This is a genomic window from Algoriphagus mannitolivorans DSM 15301 (assembly GCF_000429425.1).
Classification (GTDB): domain Bacteria; phylum Bacteroidota; class Bacteroidia; order Cytophagales; family Cyclobacteriaceae; genus Algoriphagus; species Algoriphagus mannitolivorans.
Map to the genome: position 1 here is coordinate 141,260 of NZ_AUBV01000008.1, position 21,774 is coordinate 163,033.

Sequence of the window (21,774 nt, forward strand, 5' to 3'; positions counted from 1 at the left end):
CTCCCCACCTCTCCAAAAAATCCCCTATTTTCCCTTTCCAATAAACTATACCCCATGCGAAAATACCTACTCTTAGCTTGGACGCTTTGCCTAACCGCAACTTTTGCGCTGGCGCAGGAAACCAAACCCATGTCCTGGAAAGACGTCGCCACCTGGAAATCCATGCCCAATGGAGGCTTTAAACTTTCCCCCGACGGACAATGGATGGCCTATGTACTCACCGGCCTGGAAGCTGACGGAGAATTGATTCTCCAAAAAGTGACCGATACTACTTCTAAAAAGTCCTTTCCAATTGGAAATGCGAACTTTCCCAGCTTTGAATTCAGCGAAAACAGCCAATGGATTGCCTTCCGGGAATACGCTAAGTTTTCTGAAAAGCAGGCTAATGAAAAAGCAAAAGGAAAGCCTTTGAAAGAGAAAGTCCACTTGCTCAAATTGGGAACAGATGACAAAAAGACCTTTGAAGGCGTAGGAGGCTTCAGTTTCAATGCCGAGGCATCAACCCATCTCTTGATCAATTTACCCAAGGAGGGAAATGGAGATGCAAAGGGATCTGATTTGCTGATTCACAACTTGACCACAGGGAAATCCCAAAACTTAGGCAATGTACGCGAGCATGCCGTCAACAAGGCGGGAACTCACCTTGCTTATACGGTGGATGCTGCCAATTCTCAGGGGAATGGCCTTTACCTACTTAACCTTTCCAACAATTCCATTCAGGTTTTAGATACCGATGAAGCGGGTTACCAAAGCCTGAATTGGACTGAAAAAGGCGATGCTTTTGCTGCCCTGAAGATGAAAAAGGATAAAAAGTACAAGCAGGATTTGGGAACCGTAGTAGGCGTAAAAAACTTGAACAATCCACAAGTTAACCTTTATGAGCCAGCAAAGGATTCTACAGGTTTTGACCAAAAATATACCATCAGCCCGAATCGCAGACCGATGTGGTCAGAGGATTTAACACGATTGTTTTATGGCATTCACCCTTTGATTTTGGCAGAAAAAGAAAAGCCAAAGAAAGAAGTGAATGAAGATTCAGTGAAAACCGCTGAGTCCGAAAACTTGGCCAAAATCATGGCAGATACCACGATCAAGTCTATTTCTGATTTGCAAAAGGCCATCTCCAAACTGAATTCCAGCAAGGCTGAGGACAAAAAGTCCAACGATGCCAAAAAGCCCGAAATGACTATCTGGCACTGGAATGACGACCGTCTCCAAAGCCGTCAGCAGGTCATGGAAAACATGGACAAAAACTACAGTTTCTGGGCAATGTATGACGTCGCTGCCAAAAAGCACATAGCACTTCAGGACAGCAGCATGCGGGATTTGAACATTTTACCTCATGAACTTTATGCTTTGGGCTCAGACCAGCAAACCTATGAATTGGACATCAATCTGGACGGGCAGCAATACCGCGATTACTACATCGTGGATTTAAAGACAGGAGAAAAAACTCAACTTTTCGAGAAATTTTACCAGCCTTCCTTTGGCTCCATGCCTCGCCCATCTACCGATGGAAAAAAGTTGCTTTATGGAAAAGATGGTCATTTCTATGTATATGACATCGCTACAAAATCGCATAGCAACCTTACTGAAAAGCTTCCGGTAACATTTGTCAATGAGGAAGACGATCACAATGTGGAAAAACCCATGGTCAGCCCCTGGGGATGGAGCAGCGACAGCCAATACGTCCTGTTAAATGACGGTTGGGATATCTGGCAAGTACCGATGTCTGCCAAGGAGTCTCCAATCAATTTGACCCAAAATGGAAGAGACTCCAAAATCAAATACCAATATCGGTTCAACCTGAATCCTGATGAAAAAGGGATTGATTTAAGCAAAACTGTCTATGTCAGAACCTACGGGGAGCGTACGAAGAAAAGTGGAATCGCCACACTTTCTCCTGCCAAAAAGGGTGGGTTGATCGCTGGCGCAAAATCCTTGATCTGGGAAGATGCAGCAATCATGAGTTTGGATAAAGCGGAGAAAGCTTCCGTTTTCACATTTACCAAAGAAAAATTCAACGAGCCCACTCAAGTTTACCTGACCGATGCCAATCTGTCCAATCCTAAGCAACTCACCCAAAATGCCCCGGATGCTGGCAAATTTGCCTGGTCTTCAGGTGTGAAGCTGATCGATTATGTAACTGCCAAAGGGGATTCCCTGCAAGCTGCACTTTTCTTGCCGGCAGGCTATGTGGAAGGACAAAAGTACCCTACCGTGATCTACTACTACGAGAAGCTTTCCCAAACCCTACACAACTGGTCTAACCCTAGCTATAGCGGTACAGGCTGGAATCCTAACCTGTACACCAGCAATGGCTACGCAGTCTTGATTCCGGATATCGTGTACAAATTGGATGATCCAGGAATGTCTGCCGTGTGGGCTGTGCTTCCAGCTGTGGATGCTGCCTTGAAAACAGGAGTGATTGACGAGAAAAATATGGGACTTCATGGACATAGTTGGGGTGGCTATCAGACTTCCTTCCTCATTACCCAAACCCCTCGATTCAAAGCCGCTGCAGCAGGAGCTCCATTGACGAATATGATTTCAATGTATGACCTGATTTACTGGAATTCTGGAAGTGGAAATATGTCCATATTTGAGGCATCTCAGGGTAGATTCCGCGGGGGACCTTGGGAAAATTGGGAGGCCTACGAGCGAAACAGCCCGATATACCATGTGAAAAATGTCCAGACTCCACTCTTGCTTTTGCACAACGACAAGGATGGAGCTGTGGACTTTACCCAAGGTGTGGAATATTACAATGCACTTCGTCGATTGAAGAAGCCCGTGATTATGGTTCAATACTTAGGTGAAAACCATGGTTTGGGCAAAACAGAAAACAGAAAAGACTATGCCGTCAGAATGATGGAATTCTTCGATCATCACCTGAAAGGACAAGCTGCTCCAGATTGGATACGCAAAGGAGTGCCAAGACTTCAACTGGGCGAACATCTGGAAGAAAGGGCCTTCTAGGAAGTCTAAAGTATAAATTCAGAAAGCTGAAATTTGGAAATCCCTCGGTGAAAATCGGGGGATTTTTTTTGGGACTGTCATCAATCAGCGAAAAGTGTAATTATCTTTGGTCCAATTCTATCCAAACCCCTTTCAGTTTTCGTATCCAAGCTTTTGATACCTCCACTGAAAGATTTGAGGGAGAGCGTACATTCTTTTTAGTAAGCAAAACGAAAAATCTATGATCAGCCTCCTTGGAATGTTGGAATTTGACCTACCCATTTCCCATCAGGGGATTAAGTTTTTTTTGATCTTATTGATCATCCTTCTAGCCCCGTTGATCTTAAACAGACTTCGAATTCCTCCTCTTTTGGGATTGATCATCGCAGGAGCACTGATAGGCCCCAAGGGAATCGGATTGATGGAAAGAGACAGCGGCATTTTGCTTTCAGGAACAGCCGGGCTCTTGTACATCATGTTTTTGGCAGGATTGGAGATCGATCTGGATGATTTTCGGAAAAACAGCAAAAAGAGCTTGATTTTCGGAATGTACACCTTTTTGATTCCGATGATTTTGGGAACCCTGACGGGATTTTACCTATTCGGTTTCTCGATGACATCCTCGGTCCTGTTGGCTAGTATGTTTGCCTCCCATACCTTGATTGCCTATCCCATAATTTCCAAGCTAGGAATCACCCAAAATCGAGTAGTCAATGTCACTGTCGGAGGAACCCTGATTACAGACACCTTGGCCTTGTTGATTTTGGCGGTGATCGTGGGAATGGCAAAGGGAGAAGTAGGCTTTGGCTTTTGGGTAAAATTGACCGCATCTCTCATAGTCTTTGGAGGCCTGGTGATGTATCTGCTCCCCAAGTTTGGCTTTTGGTTTTTGAAGAAAAACGAGGATAGTGTCACTCAATATATTTTCGTCTTAACCTTGGTGTTCCTCGGAGCGCTGCTAGCTGAGCTTGCAGGAGTAGAAGGAATCATCGGGGCTTTTTTGGTGGGACTTGCACTCAATCCTTTGATCCAAAGAACTTCCCCTCTAATGAACCGGGTGGAATTTGTCGGGAACGCCATCTTCATCCCTTTCTTTTTGATCAGCGTGGGCATGTTGGTGGACTTCCGGATTTTTATCAGTGATCGGGAAACTATTTTCATCGCCATTACCATGACCGTAGTGGCCACCCTGGCAAAATATCTCGCAGCCCTTTCTGCCCAAAAGACATTTGGGTACTCCAAAAATGAAAGGAGAGTCATGTTTGGATTGAGTAATGCCCAGGCTGCTGCAACTCTCGCCGCCATCTTGGTAGGATACAATACCATCATCGGAACAGATGAATTTGGTGAGCCTATCCGCTTGCTTTCAGAATCTGTCCTCAATGGTACGATTGTAATGATTTTGGTGACCTGCACCATTGCCACGCTGGAAGCCCAGCGAGGAGCGCAGAATATCATCCGCTCAGAGGCATCCCTGACTGAAAAGGACAAAGTAGATATCACTGAACGCTTTTTGATCCCCATTCGAAGTCAAGAGACTTCTGAAAATCTGATCAATCTGGCAGTCTCGCTGAAATCCTCCGGAAAGAAAAACTCGCTCTACGGACTCAGCATTCTCAAACCTGAAATTCATGATTCTCTGGCGGAGATCAATGCCCAGAAAAATCTGAATAAAGCAAGCATCATTGCTTCGGCCACGGATAACTTCCTGATCGAACTCCTCCGATACGATGCAGATGTAGTACACGGGATAAGCAGTGTCGTCTATGAAAACAAAATCACAGACCTTATTCTCGGCCTTCACGTGCAGCAGGAAGGGAAGGATTCGTTCTTAGGTGAAGTCACCAACAGGATTTTGGAAAAGGTGAATGCAACCACCTACATCTACAAGCCACACCAATCCTTTTCTACTCATAAGCGGCATTTGGTGATGATTCCTCCCAATGCCGAGCAGGAATTAGGCTTCCCGCTTTGGCTGGTCAAAATCTGGAACATCGCTAAAAATTCCGGCAGCAGGATGATTTTTTATTGTACCGAGGAGACCAAGGAATACCTTCAGAAAATACTGGAAGTAAATCCAATCCGTGTAGATTTCCGTCCTTTCCCCAGCTGGGATGATCCGGGGAACTTGAACATCCTACTCAAACCGGATGACAATCTGATCATGGTGCTCAGTAGAAGAGGCGAGCCTTCCTACCATCCCAATATGGACTTGGTACCGGAACTTGTGGGGACTTGGCTCAAAAACCACAGCTTTATTTTGATTTACCCTAACCCTCTGGATGCCAGGTCTGTCCATTCTCATGACTTCTTCCACAATAATCTAGCAGGTGGTCCCGGAACAAGGCTAGAACTAATCAGAGCAGGCATAAACAGACTGTTTTCAAAATAGTCCTTGAACTTAGTCCTCGCTTACGTTTAGATAGCTATATCCTTTCTGGTCTAGCGTGATGAAGGTGAATTTTGCCGAAATCACCTGAGGAACCATAGGGGTAATCTGCTCTTTGGATATGTTCCAAAAAGCCATGCTCTGACCACATACGTAGAATTTCACTCCGACATCTTTCAGCTTTTGGATTGCAGGCAAATTGGGATTTGGGATCCCATATTTCTGTTGATATTCCTCATCGGTAAAAATGACGGCATTCAATCCCCCGTGGAAAACCCCCACCAGGTTCAATTTATCCGCAGGAACCCCATTAGCAATACCAAGATTATAGGTTCTGGCCACTTCGAGGATTACAGGATGGATAGCTGTAGAATCTTTGACTTTACCATATAAATCGATGGCTACCTTGTAATCCAAGGTTGGGTCATAAGGAATTGCAGCATTTTCAATTGGAATGACTCCGACAAATGGGTGAAAATCCAGAACGGGATAGGTGATTTTTCCTTCCAAATAGGGCGGCATTTGGGTTTGGGAAAATGAAGGAAAGAAAAGAACTATTCCCAAGGCAATAAAAACTAGCTTCTTCATGGTTTTGGCTGAATTGATCTACCTCAAATTAGATTAAAATACTTGAATTTCAGCCTATTAATCATCAAACAGTTTTTGAAAAATATTTTGCTGAGGTTCTTACTTGGAGACGAAAATTTCGAAGTAGCTTTGAAGAATTTATCCAATCAAAAAATTTGAAACCCACCTAATTTTCTTTCGATGATACTCCAAATAATCCTCCTTCTTGTCGGCTTGGTGCTTCTCGTCAAAGGTGCCGATTGGCTTGTCGATGGTGCCTCAGTATTGGCCAAGAAAAAAAACGTTTCAGACCTAGCCATTGGACTTACCATCGTGGCTTTTGGCACCTCTGCCCCGGAGCTGGTGGTCAATGCCGTGGCTGCCTCAGGTAATTATCCGGATATCGTCTTCGGTAATATCATTGGTTCCAATAACTTCAATTTATTCATCATTCTCGGCCTCTCAGGCCTGATTATTCCCCTCTCTGTCCAGTCCAGCACGGTATGGAAAGAAATCCCATTCTCGCTATTTGCTGCAATTGTGCTTTTTTTCCTAGCCAACAACTATTTCCTCACTGAATCCAAAGAGGTCTCCATTTGGGATGCTGGAATTTTGTTGGTCTTCTTTGCCGCATTTCTTTACTATGTCGCCACCCAGTTGAAATCTGAGCCTTCCATAGATTCCGTCGAGATAAAGGATTACTCTACTCAGAAAATCTGGGGGCTGATCATCATCGGATTAGTAGGGCTAGTGGGCGGGGGGAAACTAGTTGTGGACAACGCGGTGTCTATGGCTCAATCTCTTGGTGTGAGTGAGAAAATCATCGGATTGACCATTGTAGCCGCAGGAACATCCCTCCCTGAGCTAGCGACATCCGTGGTTGCAGCTATGAAGAAAAATGCTGACATCGCAATCGGTAATATCGTCGGGTCGAATATCTTCAACATTTTCCTGATTCTGGGAGTGAGTGGAATCATCCGGCCGTTGGAATTCAACCCATCCTTCAACACAGACCTCTATTTATTGGCAGGTGGTACTGTCTTCCTTTTTATTGCAATGTTTACCGGAAAAAGACACAAGCTTGATCGTTGGGAGGCATTTGTTCTACTGGCTACCTACCTTCTTTACACGGGATATTTGATAGGTCTAGAAAGCTAATTTGCAAAACTATTTTTCTAAAAAATGAAAAATATCGGAATTTAATTCTTCTAAAAACCCCTTCGAATTACCATTTATATAAATTGAAAGACCTTCAGGAATTATGATTCCTATTTTGCAGGTGCGAAGACTGAAATGTCTTCTAACCTAGCAAACCTATGAAACCCAATAACCTGTATGGAGTGGCCATTATTGGCTTCTTACTCCTTCATTCCATTCAACCCATACTTGCTCAGCAAAGGCCTGGGAAAATCAGAGGAACTGTGGTAGATCGGAGCAATTCCACACCGCTTCCCTTTGCCACAGTGGGTGTTTACACTGAAAAAGACAGCCTGATTGGAGGAGGGATTACGGATGAGAACGGGAAGTTTACGGTGGATTTACCATTCGGGAAATTTTATAGCCTGATCGAATTCATGGGTTACCAGGCTGAAAAAACGGACTTTTTCAGTCTTTCCAGAGAAAATACCAACATCGACTTAAAAGAAATCACGCTTGCCATTTCGGCAGAAGATTTGGAGGAGGTGGTCGTTCAGGGCGAAAAAACCATCATGGAGCTCGCTCTGGACAAGAGGATTTTCAATGTCGGAAAGGATTTGGCAAATACCGGAGGAAATGCCTCCGACATCCTAATGAACCTCCCCTCCATATCGGTGGATCCTGAAGGAAATGTAAGACTTCGGGGATCAAGTAATGTCAGAATCCTAATCGATGGAAAGCCTTCGGGATTGGTAAGTTTCAAAGGCTCCTCGGGCCTTCGCCAGCTTCCTGCCAACTTGGTCGAAAGAGTGGAAGTGATTACCAATCCTTCTGCAAGATATGAAGCTGAAGGAATGGCTGGGGTAATCAACATCATCCTGAAAAAAGACTCCAAGCAAGGCTTCAATGGCTCATTTGAGGTTCTGGGAGGTTATCCCAAAAACCTTGGATTTTCTGCCAATCTAAACTATAGACACAATCGAATCAATTGGTTTATCAATTATGGCTTTACTTCCAGAAGGCAACCCGGTTGGTCGGAATTATACCAAGAAGTCTATAACGAGGACGGGACAACCTCCTTGCTCTTACAGAATAACGAACTCAACCTCAAAACAGGAAATAATAACCTCCGGGGGGGATTGGACTACTATTTCAATGAAAAAAGTATTTTGACTCTTTCCTACCTCTGGAGAAGAAGCGATGCACATAGAATCTTAGATATCCGGTATGAAGACTACCTCAATACCACCGGGAACTTCCTAGGCTATTCCCTAAGAAGACAAAATGAAATAGAGGACGAACCCAATAAGGAAGCCATTATCAACTACAAAAGGACTTTTGAGAAAAAAGGCCATGAACTCAATGCATCTTTTACCTACCTGAACTATTGGGAACGATCCGATCAGATTTATACCGAGTATCAGTATTCCCCTTCCGAAACTCCGATTCCGGAAAATGATCTGGTGCAAACTTCCCTGAATGACGAATATGAAAATCAATATTTGCTTCAACTGGATTACGTCAAGCCTTTTGGCAGCAAAGGAAAAGTGGAGTCAGGTTTACGGACTAGTTTCCGGGAAATGGAAAATGACTATTTGGTACAGGAAAAAAATGAATCTGGAGATTTCGTCACAATTCCCGGACTGGATAATATCTTTCTCTATGACGAAAATATCATCGCTGCCTATGGAATTGTCGGCAATGAAAGCGGAAAATGGAGCTACCAGGCAGGATTGAGAGCTGAGCATACCGATGTCAACACGATTTTGGTTGAGACCAAGGAGGAAAACCCACGAAAATACACCAACCTGTTTCCGAGTGCTCATTTGACATTTAATCTGACTGAGGAGAATGCCTTTCAGTTGAGCTATAGCCGACGAATCAGAAGGCCCGTGTACAACGACCTCAGTCCCTATGTCACTTTCTCAGATCAAAGGAATTTCTTCAGCGGTAACCCTGACTTAAATCCAGAATACACGGATGCCTATGAATTGGGCCACATTAAATACTTTGATAAAGCCACTTTGTTTTCTACGGTTTATTTCAGAAATGCCACGGACAAAATTGAGCGAATCAGAAGGGTAAATGAGGATGGATTTTCCGTGACACTGCCCTTCAATCTAGCGGGAGAAAAATCCTATGGAGTAGAATTCAGTGGAGATTATCGCCCTACTGATTGGTGGAAACTGGACTTCAATGCAAACTTCTTTCATGCCCGGATCGACGCCAGCAACATAGGTCAAGCAGAAATCAGAACCACCTATTCTTGGCTTTTTCGGCAGACCTCCAGATTTACGTTTGGTGAAGGATGGGACATTCAGGCAAGAGCCAATTATGAAGCAAGGCAAAAAACTGCACAGGGCACCCGAAAGGGAATTTTCTTCATGGATCTTTCGGCCAGCAAGCGAATCATCCAAAATCGAGGTACCTTAGTCTTGAACATTACGGATCTCTTCAACACCCGTATCTTCCGATCTATCATGGAAGGATCCAATTTCTACACCGAAAGTGAGGCTCAAATGCTGAGACGTCAGATCAACCTCACCTTTGCCTACAGAATCAAACAATAAGCCCACTTCAACTCGGATTGAAGAACAATACCCACACATGCGTTTCATTGCCCTGTTATTTCTTCTCTTTTTTGCCATGCCTTGCAGTCTTTTGGCTCAAAAGATCAATGTAGATTATAGACTTCACATTCATAAGGCGAGTTCGCCTATCTTGATTGATGGGGTGATGGATGAAAAAGCCTGGGAGGAGGCTGAAGTAGCAACGGACTTTTTTATGATTACTCCGATGGACACCAGTTTTGCCAAAGTGAAAACTGATGTCAGAATGAGTTATGATGAGGAAAACCTTTATTTGATTGTCATTAATCACCATGCTGTCGAAGGCCCCTACATGGTGGAGTCTTTAAGAAGGGATTTTTCTTTTGGGAAAAATGACAACTTCCTCTTATTTATGGATCCTTTTGACGACCAGACTAATGGATTCTCTTTTGGAGCAAATGCCGCCGGCGCACAATGGGATGGCATCATGTCCAATGGAAACCAAATGGATCTAAGCTGGGATAATAAATGGACTTCAAAAGTCACCAACTACGAGGATAAATGGATATTTGAAGCAGCGATTCCTTTCAAATCGATTCGGTATAAAAAAGGGATCACCGAATGGGGAATCAATTTTTCAAGACTGGATCTGAAAACAACCGAAAAATCCGGCTGGGCCCCAGTCCCCCGTCAGTTTCCTTCCTCCACACTAGCCTATACCGGCACCTTGGTATGGGACAACCCTCCGCCACAGATTGGCCCCAATGTATCTATCATTCCCTATGTATTGGGGGGAAGTTCCAAAAACTTTGAAACCGGAGAAGATGCCAACTATCGAAGGGAAATAGGAATGGACGCCAAAATTGGCCTGACTTCTTCGCTCAATTTGGACCTCACCGTAAATCCCGATTTCTCTCAAGTGGAAGTAGACCGCCAGGTCACCAATCTGGATCGTTTTGAGCTTTTCTTTCCGGAGAGAAGACAGTTTTTCCTAGAAAATGGCGACCTCTTTGCAAACTTTGGCTACTCGTCCATTCGCCCGTTTTTCTCGAGAAGAATAGGATTGAATGCCCCAATTCATTTTGGTGCAAGGGTAAGTGGAAAAATCAACAAGGACTGGAGAATAGGAGCCATGACCATGCAAACAGGAGAAGTAGAAGAATCCGCATTGCCTGGCCAAAATTTCTCTGTGGTATCTGTTCAAAGACAGGTAGGAGCCCGATCAAACATCAGTGGAATTTTCGTCAACAAACAATCTCTGCGATACAATCCTGAAGACACTCCTTCCGGACGACCAGTATATTCTCAGTTTAACCGAAATGCAGGTCTCGAGTACAATTTACTTTCGCGGAATAATCAATGGACAGGAAAGGCTATGATCCTTCAGAGTTTTGGGCCAGATCAGACAAACAATGGTTTTGTCCATGCTGCTAACCTGAGGTATGCCAGTGGAAACTTAATCTGGAACTGGCAGCATGAATATGTCTCAGACAGCTATACCGCCGAGGTAGGGTTTGTGCCCCGAAAAGGATATTACAAGATTAGTCCCAATGCGGGTTATATGTTTTTCCCAAAGAGCAATAAAATCCTGAACCACGGTCCCGACATAGGGTCCACTTTTTTCTGGAATAAAAATGGGGAGAAAACCGATCAATCAACCTATGCAGCCTATAGTGTCCGCTGGAGAAGCCAAAGCCGATTCATGCTCTGGGCTGGATACGATTTTGTCAAATTGCAAAGACCCTTTGACCCGACCAATCTGGGAGGAGATAAATTAGCTCCCGGAAGCGAACACGAATGGCTCGCTTGGGGGACAGAATATACCTCCAAACCTCAGAGCATTTTCACCTACGCCTTCAGCACGAGAATGGGCGGATATTATGAGGATGGCAAACGATTTAACGTAACTGCTGATTTGGGATATCGATTCCAGCCATATGTGTCTGTGGCGATGGCGGCGAATTACAACCAAATCGAACTTCGAAACCCCTGGGGCACTACCACCTTTTGGCTGGTCGGGCCGAGAATTGATGTCACGCTTACCAATACTGTATTTCTGACCACTTTTATCCAATACAATGAGCAGATCAAGAATATCAATTTGAATACAAGATTCCAGTGGAGATTTGCTCCGGCCTCAGATCTGTTTTTGGTGTACACAGACAATTACTTGCCTGAGCCTTTTAATGTAAAGGATAGATCCTTGGTCTTGAAGTTTACTTATTGGTGGAATCTCTAGGTGGAACTCTTTTTTGGAAAGAAGATATCAAGGTACCAGCCAAGTACCCTTCCAATTCTTTTCTTCTCTCGAGAATCTAATCCGTAGATGGTTTAATCCATCCAACTGAAGCACTTCCATAGACTGGGGTATAAATTTCAAAACCGTGAAAAATCCATCGTCCATGTTTTCCGGCCATTGCCAAGCATGTTCCGGGTATTCGACTTCTCTTCCTGGAGCCAAGATCGATGTATAGGCCTTTTGGGCTTCTCCCTGTACTCGCGTCCAGGACGTTTTAGCTAAATCATCTTGGCAGTGAACTTCAGTCTCTGCCTGAATCCGAATCTGAACTCGTTTTTGAGGATGATAGAAGTGAAGGGCCACTTTGCAATTTTCCTGAATGGCTTGGACCTTATCAGATCTTGAATCGGTATAAACATAGACGTTGAGTTCCTGATCGACTTTTCTCAAAACCACCGTTCTTACCTCTGGAAAATCCCTACCCATTGTCCCCAAATTCAGGTATCGAAAGGGGTGTTTTGAATCAAGTGCTCCTCTATGAAGCTCATGAACTAGAGTGTCCCAGATTTCAGAAATGGTGCTTTTGGAATCAATCAGCATAGACTTGTTTAACAGGATTTTATCCTACCTGTTTAAAAAAACAAACCCCTGAAGCCAAATCAAAGACTTCAGGGGTTAAAATAAAGGAGGATTAATTTATACCTCTATGGTATCGACATTTTTAAAATACACCTGCTTGTCCGCATCCAAATCCACCAAGACGGCAGAGTCACTTTTGATATAACCTGCCAAAATCTGCTTGGAAAGCTCATTCAACACCAATCGCTGCATCGTACGCTTGAGCGGTCTTGCTCCAAACTGCGGATCGAAGCCAACTTCTCCCAGATAATCCAAGACTTCCCGAGTGGCTTCAATCTCAATATGAGATTCCTCCAGTCTTTTCTGGATTTCTCTCCATTGGATGTCCACGATCTTTCTGATAATCGCTCGGTTCAGCGGCTCAAACATAATCGTTTCGTCAATTCTGTTGAGAAACTCCGGTCTTACCGATTTTTTCAGCAAGTCGAATACTTCGGCTTTGGTTTTCTCGAGGATCTCGTCCTTGTTCCACTCCTCCATTTCGGCAAATCGCTCCTGAATCAAGTGCGAACCAATATTGGTGGTCAAAATGATGATGGTGTTTTTGAAATTGGCCATCCTGCCCTTGTTATCCGTAAGACGCCCGTCGTCTAGGACTTGGAGCAGTATGTTGAACACATCAGGATGGGCTTTTTCGATCTCATCCAGCAAAATGACTGAGTAAGGTTTTCTTCTCACCGCTTCGGTCAATTGCCCCCCTTCATCATATCCGACATAGCCTGGAGGCGCTCCCACCAGACGGCTTACAGCATGCCTTTCCTGATATTCTGACATGTCAATTCGGACCATGGCATTTTCATCATTGAAGAGGTATTCTGCCAAAGCTTTGGCCAACTCGGTCTTTCCTACACCGGTAGTTCCCATAAAGATGAAACTACCAATCGGTCTTTTAGGATCTTGCAATCCAGCTCGACTTCGGCGTACCGCATCAGAAAGTGCAGCAATTGCTTCTTGTTGCCCAGCTACCCGCTTACCTAATTCATCCTCCAAATGCAGGAGTTTTTCCCGCTCAGATTGAATCATTTTGCTGACCGGAATACCAGTCCATTTGGAAACGACCGCAGCAATATCTTCTTGATCTACTTCTTCCTTGAGCAAAGGAGAACCGGCCTGCATTTCCGCCAATTGGGATTTGAAAGTCTCAAGCTTCTTCTCTGCTTCCCCGATTTTGCCGTATCGTATTTCGGCCACCTTTCCAAAGTCTCCTGCACGCTCGGCTTGTTCAGCTTCAAGTTTTAGCTTTTCGATCGCTTCCTTTTCGCGCTGAATGCCCGTAATGACTGCTTTTTCGCTTTCCCATTTGGCCTTCACGCTATCTCTCTTCTCTCCGAGCTCGGCCAGTTCCTTGCTAAGAACCGCCTCTTTATCTTTATTTTTTTCACGTCTTATCGCCTCACGCTCGATTTCCAACTGCATGATCCTGCGATTTAGCTCATCGAGTTCTTGAGGCAAGGAGTCAATTTCCATCCGAAGCTTGGCTGCCGCTTCATCCATTAGGTCAATGGCTTTATCAGGAAGGAATCGATCCGTAATGTATCTCTGCGAAAGCTCCACCGCAGCAATGACTGCGTCATCCTTAATTCGGACACCATGGTGAAGCTCATATTTATCCTTGATTCCTCTCAGAATAGAAACTGCATCTGCCGAATCTGGCTCATCCACAATGACAGACTGAAATCGACGCTCGAGTGCCTTGTCTTTCTCTATATATTTCTGGTATTCCTTCAAGGTAGTGGCGCCGATAGCATGCAATTCACCACGAGCCAAGGCTGGTTTTAGCAGGTTTGCTGCATCCATGGCACCTTCCCCACCTCCTCCGGCACCAATCAGGGTATGGATCTCGTCAATGAATAGGATGATCTCTCCTTCAGAGTCCGTCACTTCCTTAATCACCGCTTTCAGTCGCTCTTCAAACTCCCCCTTGTATTTGGCCCCAGCTACGAGAAGCCCCATATCCAAAGAAATCAAAGTCTTGGACTTGAGGTTTTCAGGAACATCACCGGACACGATTCTTTGAGCCAGTCCTTCCACGATAGCCGTCTTTCCCACTCCGGGCTCACCCAAAAGAATGGGATTGTTTTTTGTCCGTCTTGCCAAAATCTGCAAAACGCGCCGAATCTCTTCATCCCGACCAATAACAGGGTCAATTTTCCCCTTTTTGGCCAGGTCATTTAGGTTTTTGGAGTATTTCTCCAAAGCCCTGTACTTGCTTTCTGCGTTGGGATCAGTCACTTTATTTCCTTTTCTTAATTCCTTAATAGCTTCAATCAGGTTTTTTTCTGCGATTCCCTGATTTTTCAATAGTTGTGCGACAGAATCATTTCCAGCCAAAATACCCAGCAATAAATGTTCGATTGCCACATACTCATCTCCAAAAGTTTTGAGATAGTCCTTGGCTTTGATGAGCGCCTGGTTGGCGGAGCTGGATAAATAGGGTTGCTGATTTCCTCCGATTACTTTGGGTATTTTTGCCAACTCAGCCTCTAATTGTTGATTGATCAGCTGCTTGCTGGTACCTGATTTTTTCAGAAGAAAATCTGAGACATTATCATCCTCAGAAAAAATTCCTTTCAAAAGGTGGGCGGTTTCAATATTGGGTTGTCCCGCTCCTGTGGCCAACTCGGCGGCCTTTTGAATCGCTTCTTGGGATTTGATGGTAAATTGCTTAAAGTCCATTGGGTTGTTAGTGGTCTAGTGTTCATTTCCCCTAGGCTCAAATCTTCCGCCAAGTAAAAAAGAAGGTCAATTTGTCCGAAAAAGAACATCGAAATGGATTTTCTCAGAAATTTTGACAGAAAAAAGCCCTGCTTGAGAAAGCAAGGCTTATGATTCAAAAGGATTTTGAGCGCTTATTTACTTTTGGAATTTGAAGCAAATTCTTCCACTGCCTTCCAAACACGGAAGATGTTTTTGTAGCAGATTTTCTCAATATCTTCTCGGGAATATCCTCTTTTTAGCAATTCTGCAATCAGGTTGGGAAACATGGAAACATCCTTCAATCCCGTGGGAAGAGAATCTCCTACTCCATCAAAGTCCGAACCTAGGCCAATATGATCGATTCCAACCAGGTTTTTTACATGATCAATGTGATCAGCGACCCGCTGAACAGTCGGGAAAGGGTTGTTGGCAGCAGCATAAGCTTCTGCATATACCCGAAACGCTGAGTCTGACCTGCTCAGGTTATTTTCAGCCATGTAATTGACTAAGTGCTCCCGAACTTTGGAAGAACCTGCCGCATAGGCCGAATCAATAAAGCTACCTCCAAAATTAATCATCATGACGCCGCCATTTTTGGCCATAGCTTGAATGAGTTCATCGCTCATATTTCTTTCAAAGCCCGGGGTGAACTTTCTCACGGAGGAATGGGAAGCTATCACCGGAACTTGCGTAATCGCCAATGCATCTTTAAAGGTATCATCAGACACATGGCTCAGGTCGACCATGATTCCTACTCGATTCATTTCTTTGACCACCTGTTCTCCAAACTCACTCAAGCCTCCATAAGGCCGAATGGAGTCGTAGCTGCTGTCTCCGATGAGATTAGCTTTGCCATGGGTCAAGGTTATGTAGCGGATTCCCCGGCCATGGAAATATTCCACATTGGAAAGATCATCCTCCAATCCTGCACCATTTTCCATCCCCATAGGCAATGAAATCAAGCCTTTGGCAAAATTCGCTTCAATATCTGCCGGGCTGTAGGCCATGGCAAATTTATCGGGAAAAGTGGCTGCCAATCGCTCGGTCATCAAGATCAATGAGTCAGCAAGAGCCTTGGAAGCTCCGGGAATCTGCTGATTTCCAGCCGGGATATAGATCGACATAAAAGGCGCATCCAGACCGCCTTCCTTAGCTCTTGGGTAATCAAAATTTCCATCAGGAGTCCTTACAGAAACATCCAGAATTTCCCGCTGCAATGTAAATCCGCCCACTTTCATACGGTATGGCAAATCCACATGTCCATCGACCATGATTGTGGATTGGGCTATTTCGGTAGCGACCTTGAGTCTTTCCTCATCGGTCATTTTGGTGTAATCCACAGCTTCCTCCTTGGGAGCACAGGAAAAGGCCATTCCGATCAGGAAGGCAGCGTAAACATATTTCTTCATAGGAATAGTGATGGGATAAATGGGAAGATATTACCTTTTTGACAATCCCCTTAGAAAAAATCCACCAATGGTTTCAAATTTGCTTATCCCATCCACTTTCGAAATATTTTAGAGACATAGCGAGGTTTTTTTAGCCAAAAATTTTCAAAACCCTAAACAATCATACCCAGAACAGGATTTTCTTTTCCAGTGAGAAATTCAGAAATTTGACTAACATATACTTTCAAAACTTTATGAAATCAATTCTTAAAAATTCTTTGTTCGCGTTTTCAGCCACTGCACTGCTTTTTAGCTGTGCTCCTCAAAAAACAGAAGAGGTAGCAGAAGAAGTTGAAGCCGCCAAAACCCCGACTCTTACCTTGCTCTGGGAGACTGCAGATTCGTTGATGACTAATGAATCGGTTCTTTTTGATGAGGCCACTGGAACAATCTACGTTTCCAATATTGAAGGCCAAGATCCATTAGGAAAGGACGGAAAAGGATCCATCGGAATTATTTCCCAAGATGGAAAAATCTTAAACGCTTCCTGGGTAAGTGGATTGAATGCTCCTAAAGGGATGGCCATTTCTAATGGCAAGCTTTACGTGACCGATATCGATGAGTTTGTTGAAATCGACATTGCCAATGCGAAAATCTCGAACAAATGGAAAGTAGAAGGCGCTCAGTTTTTGAATGATGTAGCAGCCTATAATGGCACAGTTTATTTCACGGATATGAATACCGGAAAAGTGCACGCCTATTCAAAAGGGGCTATTACGACAGTCTCTGAAGGACACACCAGTATCAACGGGATTGCAGTAGGCACGGATGGAACAATTTATGGGCTGGATGAATCCGGTTTGAAAAAATGGAATGCCGACGGAACTACCACATTGATCAATTCCAAAGTCACTGGAGGTGATGGACTGATCATTTTGGGAGACGGAAATTATGTAGCTTCCAGATGGGTTGGTGAAATTTGGTTTGCAAACGATTCAACAGAAACCATGATGTTGGACACAAAAGCTGCTGAATCCAACACCGCTGACATCGGCTACAATGCTGCCGAAAAGATCGTTTACGTACCCACTTTCTTCAAAAACAAAGTCGCTGCCTACAAGCTAGACTACTAATTCAGATAATTTATCTAGATAAAGCCTCCGCAAGGGGGCTTTATCCGTTGTATAAAGAAACGCCTTAAGGAAACTCAAATCCAAAATCAAGTTTTTCTAACTTAAATCCGCTTATTTGTGGTTACCTTTGGAAACAATCCTTTAGGATTAAATTCAAGTTATGAAATCAGGAGAAATCAATTACGAATTAGAAAAGAACATGGAGGTGATCTCCCAGCTAGACAGCCTAGTATCAGACGCTGTTGAAAATATGCTGGTAGATCCGGAAGAATGCTGGCAGCCTTCCGATTTTCTTCCAGATTTATCCAACCCTGAAGCTTTAGAAGACATCAAGTTGTTAAAGCAGCGTGCGGAAGGTATTCCGGATACTGTTTTGACCTCTTTGATTGGAAATATGATCACAGAAGAGGCTCTTCCCTCCTACCAAACTTATTTCAACCTCTTGGAAGGAATAAACGAGGACAGAAGTCTGGTCTCTCCATCCGGGTGGGTTCGTTGGTCCAAAAGCTGGACAGCAGAAGAAAACCGCCACGGGGATCTGTTAAACAAATACCTTTATCTAACCGGAAGAGTGGATATGGGTGCTGTAGAACGCACCATCCATAGATTAATTGCGAATGGATTCGACGCCAACACGGATGCCGATCCTTATCAGGCAATGATCTACACTTCATTCCAGGAAAGAGCGACAAAGATCTCTCACGTCAACACCGGCAAGCTAGCCGACAAGGCCGGAGACCATGTGCTTTCAAGAATCTGCAAAACCATTGCAGGAGACGAAGCCAGACACGAAAAGGCTTACAAAACTTTTATGGGAAGAATCTTCGAAATCGACCCTAGCGGAGCCATGGTGGCATTTGAAAAAATGATGCGGAAGCAAATCGTGATGCCTGCAGTATTGATGGGTGAAGGAGGGAACAGACCGAATCTTTACAAGGACTTTTCTGAAATCACCCAGAAAGTAGGGATCTATACCGGTTGGGATTATGCCCGAATCATCGAACATTTGGTAGAATTCTGGAAAATCGAAGCCGTGACAGGATTAAACGATCTGGCAGCAAAAGCACAGGATTATTTGTCCAACTTGGCGGATCGCTACATGAGATTGGCTGACCGGATAAAGGCACCAGACGAGGTCAAACTAGCCTGGTTGAAATAAGAACTCAAGTCCCTTCAAAAAAGGGACTTTTTTTGTATCTATACTTTCGAGAAATCCCTAAGACATGAAAATCCATATTTTAACTCTAAGCCTTTGCCTAGAATTTCTCTTTTTAAGCTCGTATGCGCAAAATCTGAAAGTCAATGCAGACCGGCTGCATGAGTCATTGATGACCTTGTCCACTTTTGGAAAAAATGAAAAAGGTGGAACCGACCGCGTAGCTTATTCAGATCATGATCTCAGAGCCAGAGATTATGTCATGAACTTGATGCGGGATGCGGGAATGGAAGTTTCCGTTGATTATGCAGGCAATATCATCGGAAGAAGAATCGGCAAAAACACATCCATGAAACCCATCTCTTTTGGATCACATATCGATGAGGTGCCCAACGGAGGAGATTACGATGGTCCAGTTGGCTCCATGAGTGCAATAGAAGTGGTCAAAACTTTGGCAGAAAACAGATTATATACAGACCACCCTTTGGAAGTAATCATTTTTGCCAATGAAGAAGGCGGAGTGATCGGTAGCCGGGCGCTTGTGGGTTCTCTTAGCTCCTCTGCGCTAGATGTGGTCAGCAATGCAGGGATCAGTCATGCAGAAGGTATCCGAAAACTGGGAGGGAATCCTGATAGAATCCCCGAGGTCAAAAGAAAGCCCGGTGATATCGCTGCATTTCTTGAATTGCATATCGAACAAGGAGGCAATTTGGATCGGGAAAAAATTAATATCGGAGTGGTGGAAGGTATTGTCGCGATTGAATGGTGGGAGTTTACTTTTAAAGGAAAAGCAAATCATGCCGGCACCACTCCAATGAATATGAGAAAAGATCCCATGCTTCCAGCGGCGAAATTTGTGTTGGCAGTGAACGAAATCGTCAATAGCTATGAGGGTCGCCAAGTCGGCACTGTAGGAAAAATCCAAGCTTTCCCAGGTGCAGGAAATGTTATACCCGGGGAAGTCAAGGTCAATGTGGAGCTAAGAGATCTCTCCTCTGAAAAAATCTGGCAAATCTATGCTGATCTGGAAAAAAAGGCCAAAGAACTTGCCTTTGCTAGTCAAACTGAGCTGGACATCAACCATATCGAAGTAGCAAGTCACCCAGCCATGGCTGACGAAAAAATAAGAGAAATTATCCAAGCTCAAGCCAAGAACCTAGGACTTAGCACCCTAAGCCTTCCCAGTGGAGCCGGACACGATGCCCAGGAAATGGCAAGACTCGCCCCAATGGGGATGATTTTCATTCCCAGTAAAGATGGCATCAGTCATGCCCCTGAGGAATTTTCCAGTAAACAAGATATAGCCAACGGAGCCAATGTGCTCCTTGGAACGATTTTACAGATTGACAGATTATTTAAATAAGAATTTTTGCAGCCTTTTTATGAATAACCTAAAAATAGAATCCATCATCCTGGAATTGTTAAAGCTCAGTGACTACCAAGAACTGAAAGAAGCCATGGTGTCTTCCTATCGCACCATGCCCGATGCTTATTGGAAGGAACCGCAAATTGAAACTTTGATCAGGAAGTTTCCCGAAGGACAGGTCGTCATCAAAATCAACGGACAGCTGGCAGGGTGTGCACTCTCCATCATTGTTCATGAGGACAAGTTGGAAGGGGAACATACCTATGTGGACATTACCGAAAATTTCACCTTTGAATCCCACACCCATGAGGGCGATTTATTGTATGGCATTGACGTATTTATAAAGCCCGAATTCAGAGGGCTGAGACTGGGACGCCGGCTTTATGATTACCGCAAGGAACTTTGCGAAAGACTGAATCTTAAAGGAATCGTTTTTGGAGGAAGGATTCCAAATTACCATCGATATGCGGATCAGTTCACTCCAAAGGAGTATCTGGAGCAAGTCAAGATGAAAAAAATCTATGATCCTGTTCTGAATTTCCAATTGGCCAATGATTTTCATCCTGCCCGGATTCTGACTAATTATCTGGAAGGCGATGCCGCTTCCCAGGATTTTGCCATCATGCTGGAGTGGAACAACATCTATTATCAAAAGCCCTCCAAAAAAGCCCTATCCACTAAATCCATTGTGAGATTAGGATTGATTCAATGGCAGATGAGGCCTTATAAAGACATCGATGAATTGATGCAGCAGGCGGAATATTTTGTGGATGCTGTGTCAGGATATCGCTGTGATTTTGCGCTTTTCCCGGAGCTTTTCAACGCCCCCGTGATGGCCGAATTCAATGACCTCCCTGAAGCGGAGGCCATCCGAAGCTTGGCAAAATATACTGAAGAAATTAAAGAACGCTTTTCCAAAATATCCATTTCCTACAACATCAATATCATCACCGGCTCGATGCCGAAGATGATAGACGGCAAACTCTACAGCGTGGGCTACCTGTGCAAAAGAGACGGAAGTGTGGAGCATTACGAAAAGCTGCACATTTCTCCCCTTGAAGCCAGAGTTTGGGGAATGCAGGGAGGCCATCAGCTGAAAGCTTTTGACACCGACTGTGGAAAAATCGGCATTTTGGTAAGCTATGATGTAGAATTCCCAGAGCTCACCAGAATCTTGGCAGAACAAGGAATGGACATTTTGTTTATTCCCTTCCTGACAGATACTCAAAATGGATTCTCCAGAGTGCGCAATTGTGCCATGGCAAGGGCCATCGAAAATGAATGCTATGTAGCGATGGCTGGAAGTGTAGGGAATCTTCCAAAAGTGCATAACATGGATATCCAGTATGCCCAATCCATGGTCATTACACCTTGTGACTTTGCTTTCCCTACCAATGGAATAAAAGCAGAATCCACCCCAAATACAGAAATGACCTTGATAGCAGACGTTGATCTATCTCTTTTGAGAGAACTAAATGAATTTGGAAGTGTTAGAACTCTCAAGGACCGCCGAATGGACCTTTTCGAATTGAGAAAGAAATAATTTTAGACTATTT

13 protein-coding genes are annotated in these 21,774 nt (G+C 44.2%); 9 read left to right on the forward strand and 4 right to left on the reverse strand.

Features of this window, described 5'->3' with window-relative positions:
* Positions 1 to 54 precede the first annotated feature (54 nt).
* On the forward strand, positions 55 to 2,979 hold the full coding sequence (locus tag G458_RS0110515; RefSeq protein ID WP_026951876.1) for a prolyl oligopeptidase family serine peptidase: 2,925 nt from the start codon (positions 55 to 57) through the stop codon (positions 2,977 to 2,979).
* Between the two features lie 220 nt (positions 2,980 to 3,199).
* A complete protein-coding gene (locus G458_RS20550) occupies positions 3,200 to 5,350 on the forward strand; it encodes a cation:proton antiporter (RefSeq protein ID WP_211234629.1) in 2,151 nt (716 codons plus the stop codon).
* A 9-nt stretch (positions 5,351 to 5,359) separates the two neighbouring features.
* Here G458_RS20550 and G458_RS21415 read toward each other — a convergent pair whose 3' ends face one another.
* Positions 5,360 to 5,935, reverse strand: coding sequence for a DsrE family protein (locus G458_RS21415; RefSeq protein ID WP_051287187.1), 576 nt, complete (start codon positions 5,933 to 5,935; stop codon positions 5,360 to 5,362).
* 180 nt (positions 5,936 to 6,115) lie between these two features.
* Between G458_RS21415 and G458_RS0110540 the strand changes: the two genes are divergently transcribed.
* The 3 genes from G458_RS0110540 to G458_RS0110550 all read left to right on the forward strand — a co-directional run bounded on the left by G458_RS0110540 (position 6,116) and on the right by G458_RS0110550 (position 11,839).
* On the forward strand, positions 6,116 to 7,072 hold the full coding sequence (locus G458_RS0110540; protein WP_026951877.1) for a calcium/sodium antiporter: 957 nt from the start codon (positions 6,116 to 6,118) through the stop codon (positions 7,070 to 7,072).
* 158 nt (positions 7,073 to 7,230) lie between these two features.
* Positions 7,231 to 9,621, forward strand: coding sequence for an outer membrane beta-barrel family protein (locus G458_RS0110545; RefSeq protein WP_026951878.1), 2,391 nt, complete (start codon positions 7,231 to 7,233; stop codon positions 9,619 to 9,621).
* Between the two features lie 37 nt (positions 9,622 to 9,658).
* Positions 9,659 to 11,839: a DUF5916 domain-containing protein gene (locus G458_RS0110550; protein ID WP_026951879.1), complete on the forward strand. Its 2,181-nt coding sequence runs from the start codon at positions 9,659 to 9,661 to the stop codon at positions 11,837 to 11,839.
* Positions 11,840 to 11,866: 27 nt separating this feature from the next.
* Here G458_RS0110550 and G458_RS20560 read toward each other — a convergent pair whose 3' ends face one another.
* The 3 genes from G458_RS20560 to G458_RS0110565 all read right to left on the reverse strand — a co-directional run bounded on the left by G458_RS20560 (position 11,867) and on the right by G458_RS0110565 (position 16,584).
* Positions 11,867 to 12,439 (reverse strand): pyridoxamine 5'-phosphate oxidase family protein, encoded by a 573-nt coding sequence (locus tag G458_RS20560; protein ID WP_051287189.1) that lies wholly within the window; start codon positions 12,437 to 12,439, stop codon positions 11,867 to 11,869.
* 96 nt (positions 12,440 to 12,535) lie between these two features.
* A complete protein-coding gene (clpB, locus tag G458_RS0110560) occupies positions 12,536 to 15,154 on the reverse strand; it encodes an ATP-dependent chaperone ClpB (RefSeq protein WP_026951880.1) in 2,619 nt (872 codons plus the stop codon).
* A 173-nt stretch (positions 15,155 to 15,327) separates the two neighbouring features.
* Positions 15,328 to 16,584 (reverse strand): dipeptidase, encoded by a 1,257-nt coding sequence (locus tag G458_RS0110565; protein ID WP_026951881.1) that lies wholly within the window; start codon positions 16,582 to 16,584, stop codon positions 15,328 to 15,330.
* Between the two features lie 233 nt (positions 16,585 to 16,817).
* Here G458_RS0110565 and G458_RS0110570 point away from each other — a divergent pair, with 233 nt between their 5' ends.
* The 4 genes from G458_RS0110570 (at position 16,818) to G458_RS0110585 (ending at position 21,761) form a co-directional block, all read left to right on the forward strand.
* Entirely contained in the window at positions 16,818 to 17,696 is an 879-nt protein-coding gene (locus tag G458_RS0110570; RefSeq protein WP_026951882.1) for an SMP-30/gluconolactonase/LRE family protein, read from the forward strand.
* 160 nt (positions 17,697 to 17,856) lie between these two features.
* Complete coding sequence (locus tag G458_RS0110575; RefSeq protein ID WP_026951883.1) at positions 17,857 to 18,855, forward strand: acyl-ACP desaturase; 999 nt, start codon at positions 17,857 to 17,859, stop codon at positions 18,853 to 18,855.
* Between the two features lie 64 nt (positions 18,856 to 18,919).
* A complete protein-coding gene (locus G458_RS0110580) occupies positions 18,920 to 20,215 on the forward strand; it encodes a Zn-dependent hydrolase (RefSeq protein WP_026951884.1) in 1,296 nt (431 codons plus the stop codon).
* Between the two features lie 19 nt (positions 20,216 to 20,234).
* Entirely contained in the window at positions 20,235 to 21,761 is a 1,527-nt protein-coding gene (locus G458_RS0110585) for a carbon-nitrogen hydrolase family protein (protein WP_026951885.1), read from the forward strand.
* Positions 21,762 to 21,774 lie beyond the last annotated feature (13 nt).

Bases quoted from the DNA above. Each gene is read 5' to 3' on its own strand.
- G458_RS0110515 (WP_026951876.1), top strand. From the start codon at position 55: ATGCGAAAATACCTACTCTTAGCTTGGACGCTTTGCCTAACCGCAACT.
- G458_RS20550 (WP_211234629.1), top strand. From the start codon at position 3,200: ATGATCAGCCTCCTTGGAATGTTGGAATTTGACCTACCCATTTCCCAT.
- G458_RS21415 (WP_051287187.1), bottom strand. From the start codon at position 5,935: ATGAAGAAGCTAGTTTTTATTGCCTTGGGAATAGTTCTTTTCTTTCCT.
- G458_RS0110540 (WP_026951877.1), top strand. From the start codon at position 6,116: ATGATACTCCAAATAATCCTCCTTCTTGTCGGCTTGGTGCTTCTCGTC.
- G458_RS0110545 (WP_026951878.1), top strand. From the start codon at position 7,231: ATGAAACCCAATAACCTGTATGGAGTGGCCATTATTGGCTTCTTACTC.
- G458_RS0110550 (WP_026951879.1), top strand. From the start codon at position 9,659: ATGCGTTTCATTGCCCTGTTATTTCTTCTCTTTTTTGCCATGCCTTGC.
- G458_RS20560 (WP_051287189.1), bottom strand. From the start codon at position 12,439: ATGCTGATTGATTCCAAAAGCACCATTTCTGAAATCTGGGACACTCTA.
- clpB (WP_026951880.1), bottom strand. From the start codon at position 15,154: ATGGACTTTAAGCAATTTACCATCAAATCCCAAGAAGCGATTCAAAAG.
- G458_RS0110565 (WP_026951881.1), bottom strand. From the start codon at position 16,584: ATGAAGAAATATGTTTACGCTGCCTTCCTGATCGGAATGGCCTTTTCC.
- G458_RS0110570 (WP_026951882.1), top strand. From the start codon at position 16,818: ATGAAATCAATTCTTAAAAATTCTTTGTTCGCGTTTTCAGCCACTGCA.
- G458_RS0110575 (WP_026951883.1), top strand. From the start codon at position 17,857: ATGAAATCAGGAGAAATCAATTACGAATTAGAAAAGAACATGGAGGTG.
- G458_RS0110580 (WP_026951884.1), top strand. From the start codon at position 18,920: ATGAAAATCCATATTTTAACTCTAAGCCTTTGCCTAGAATTTCTCTTT.
- G458_RS0110585 (WP_026951885.1), top strand. From the start codon at position 20,235: ATGAATAACCTAAAAATAGAATCCATCATCCTGGAATTGTTAAAGCTC.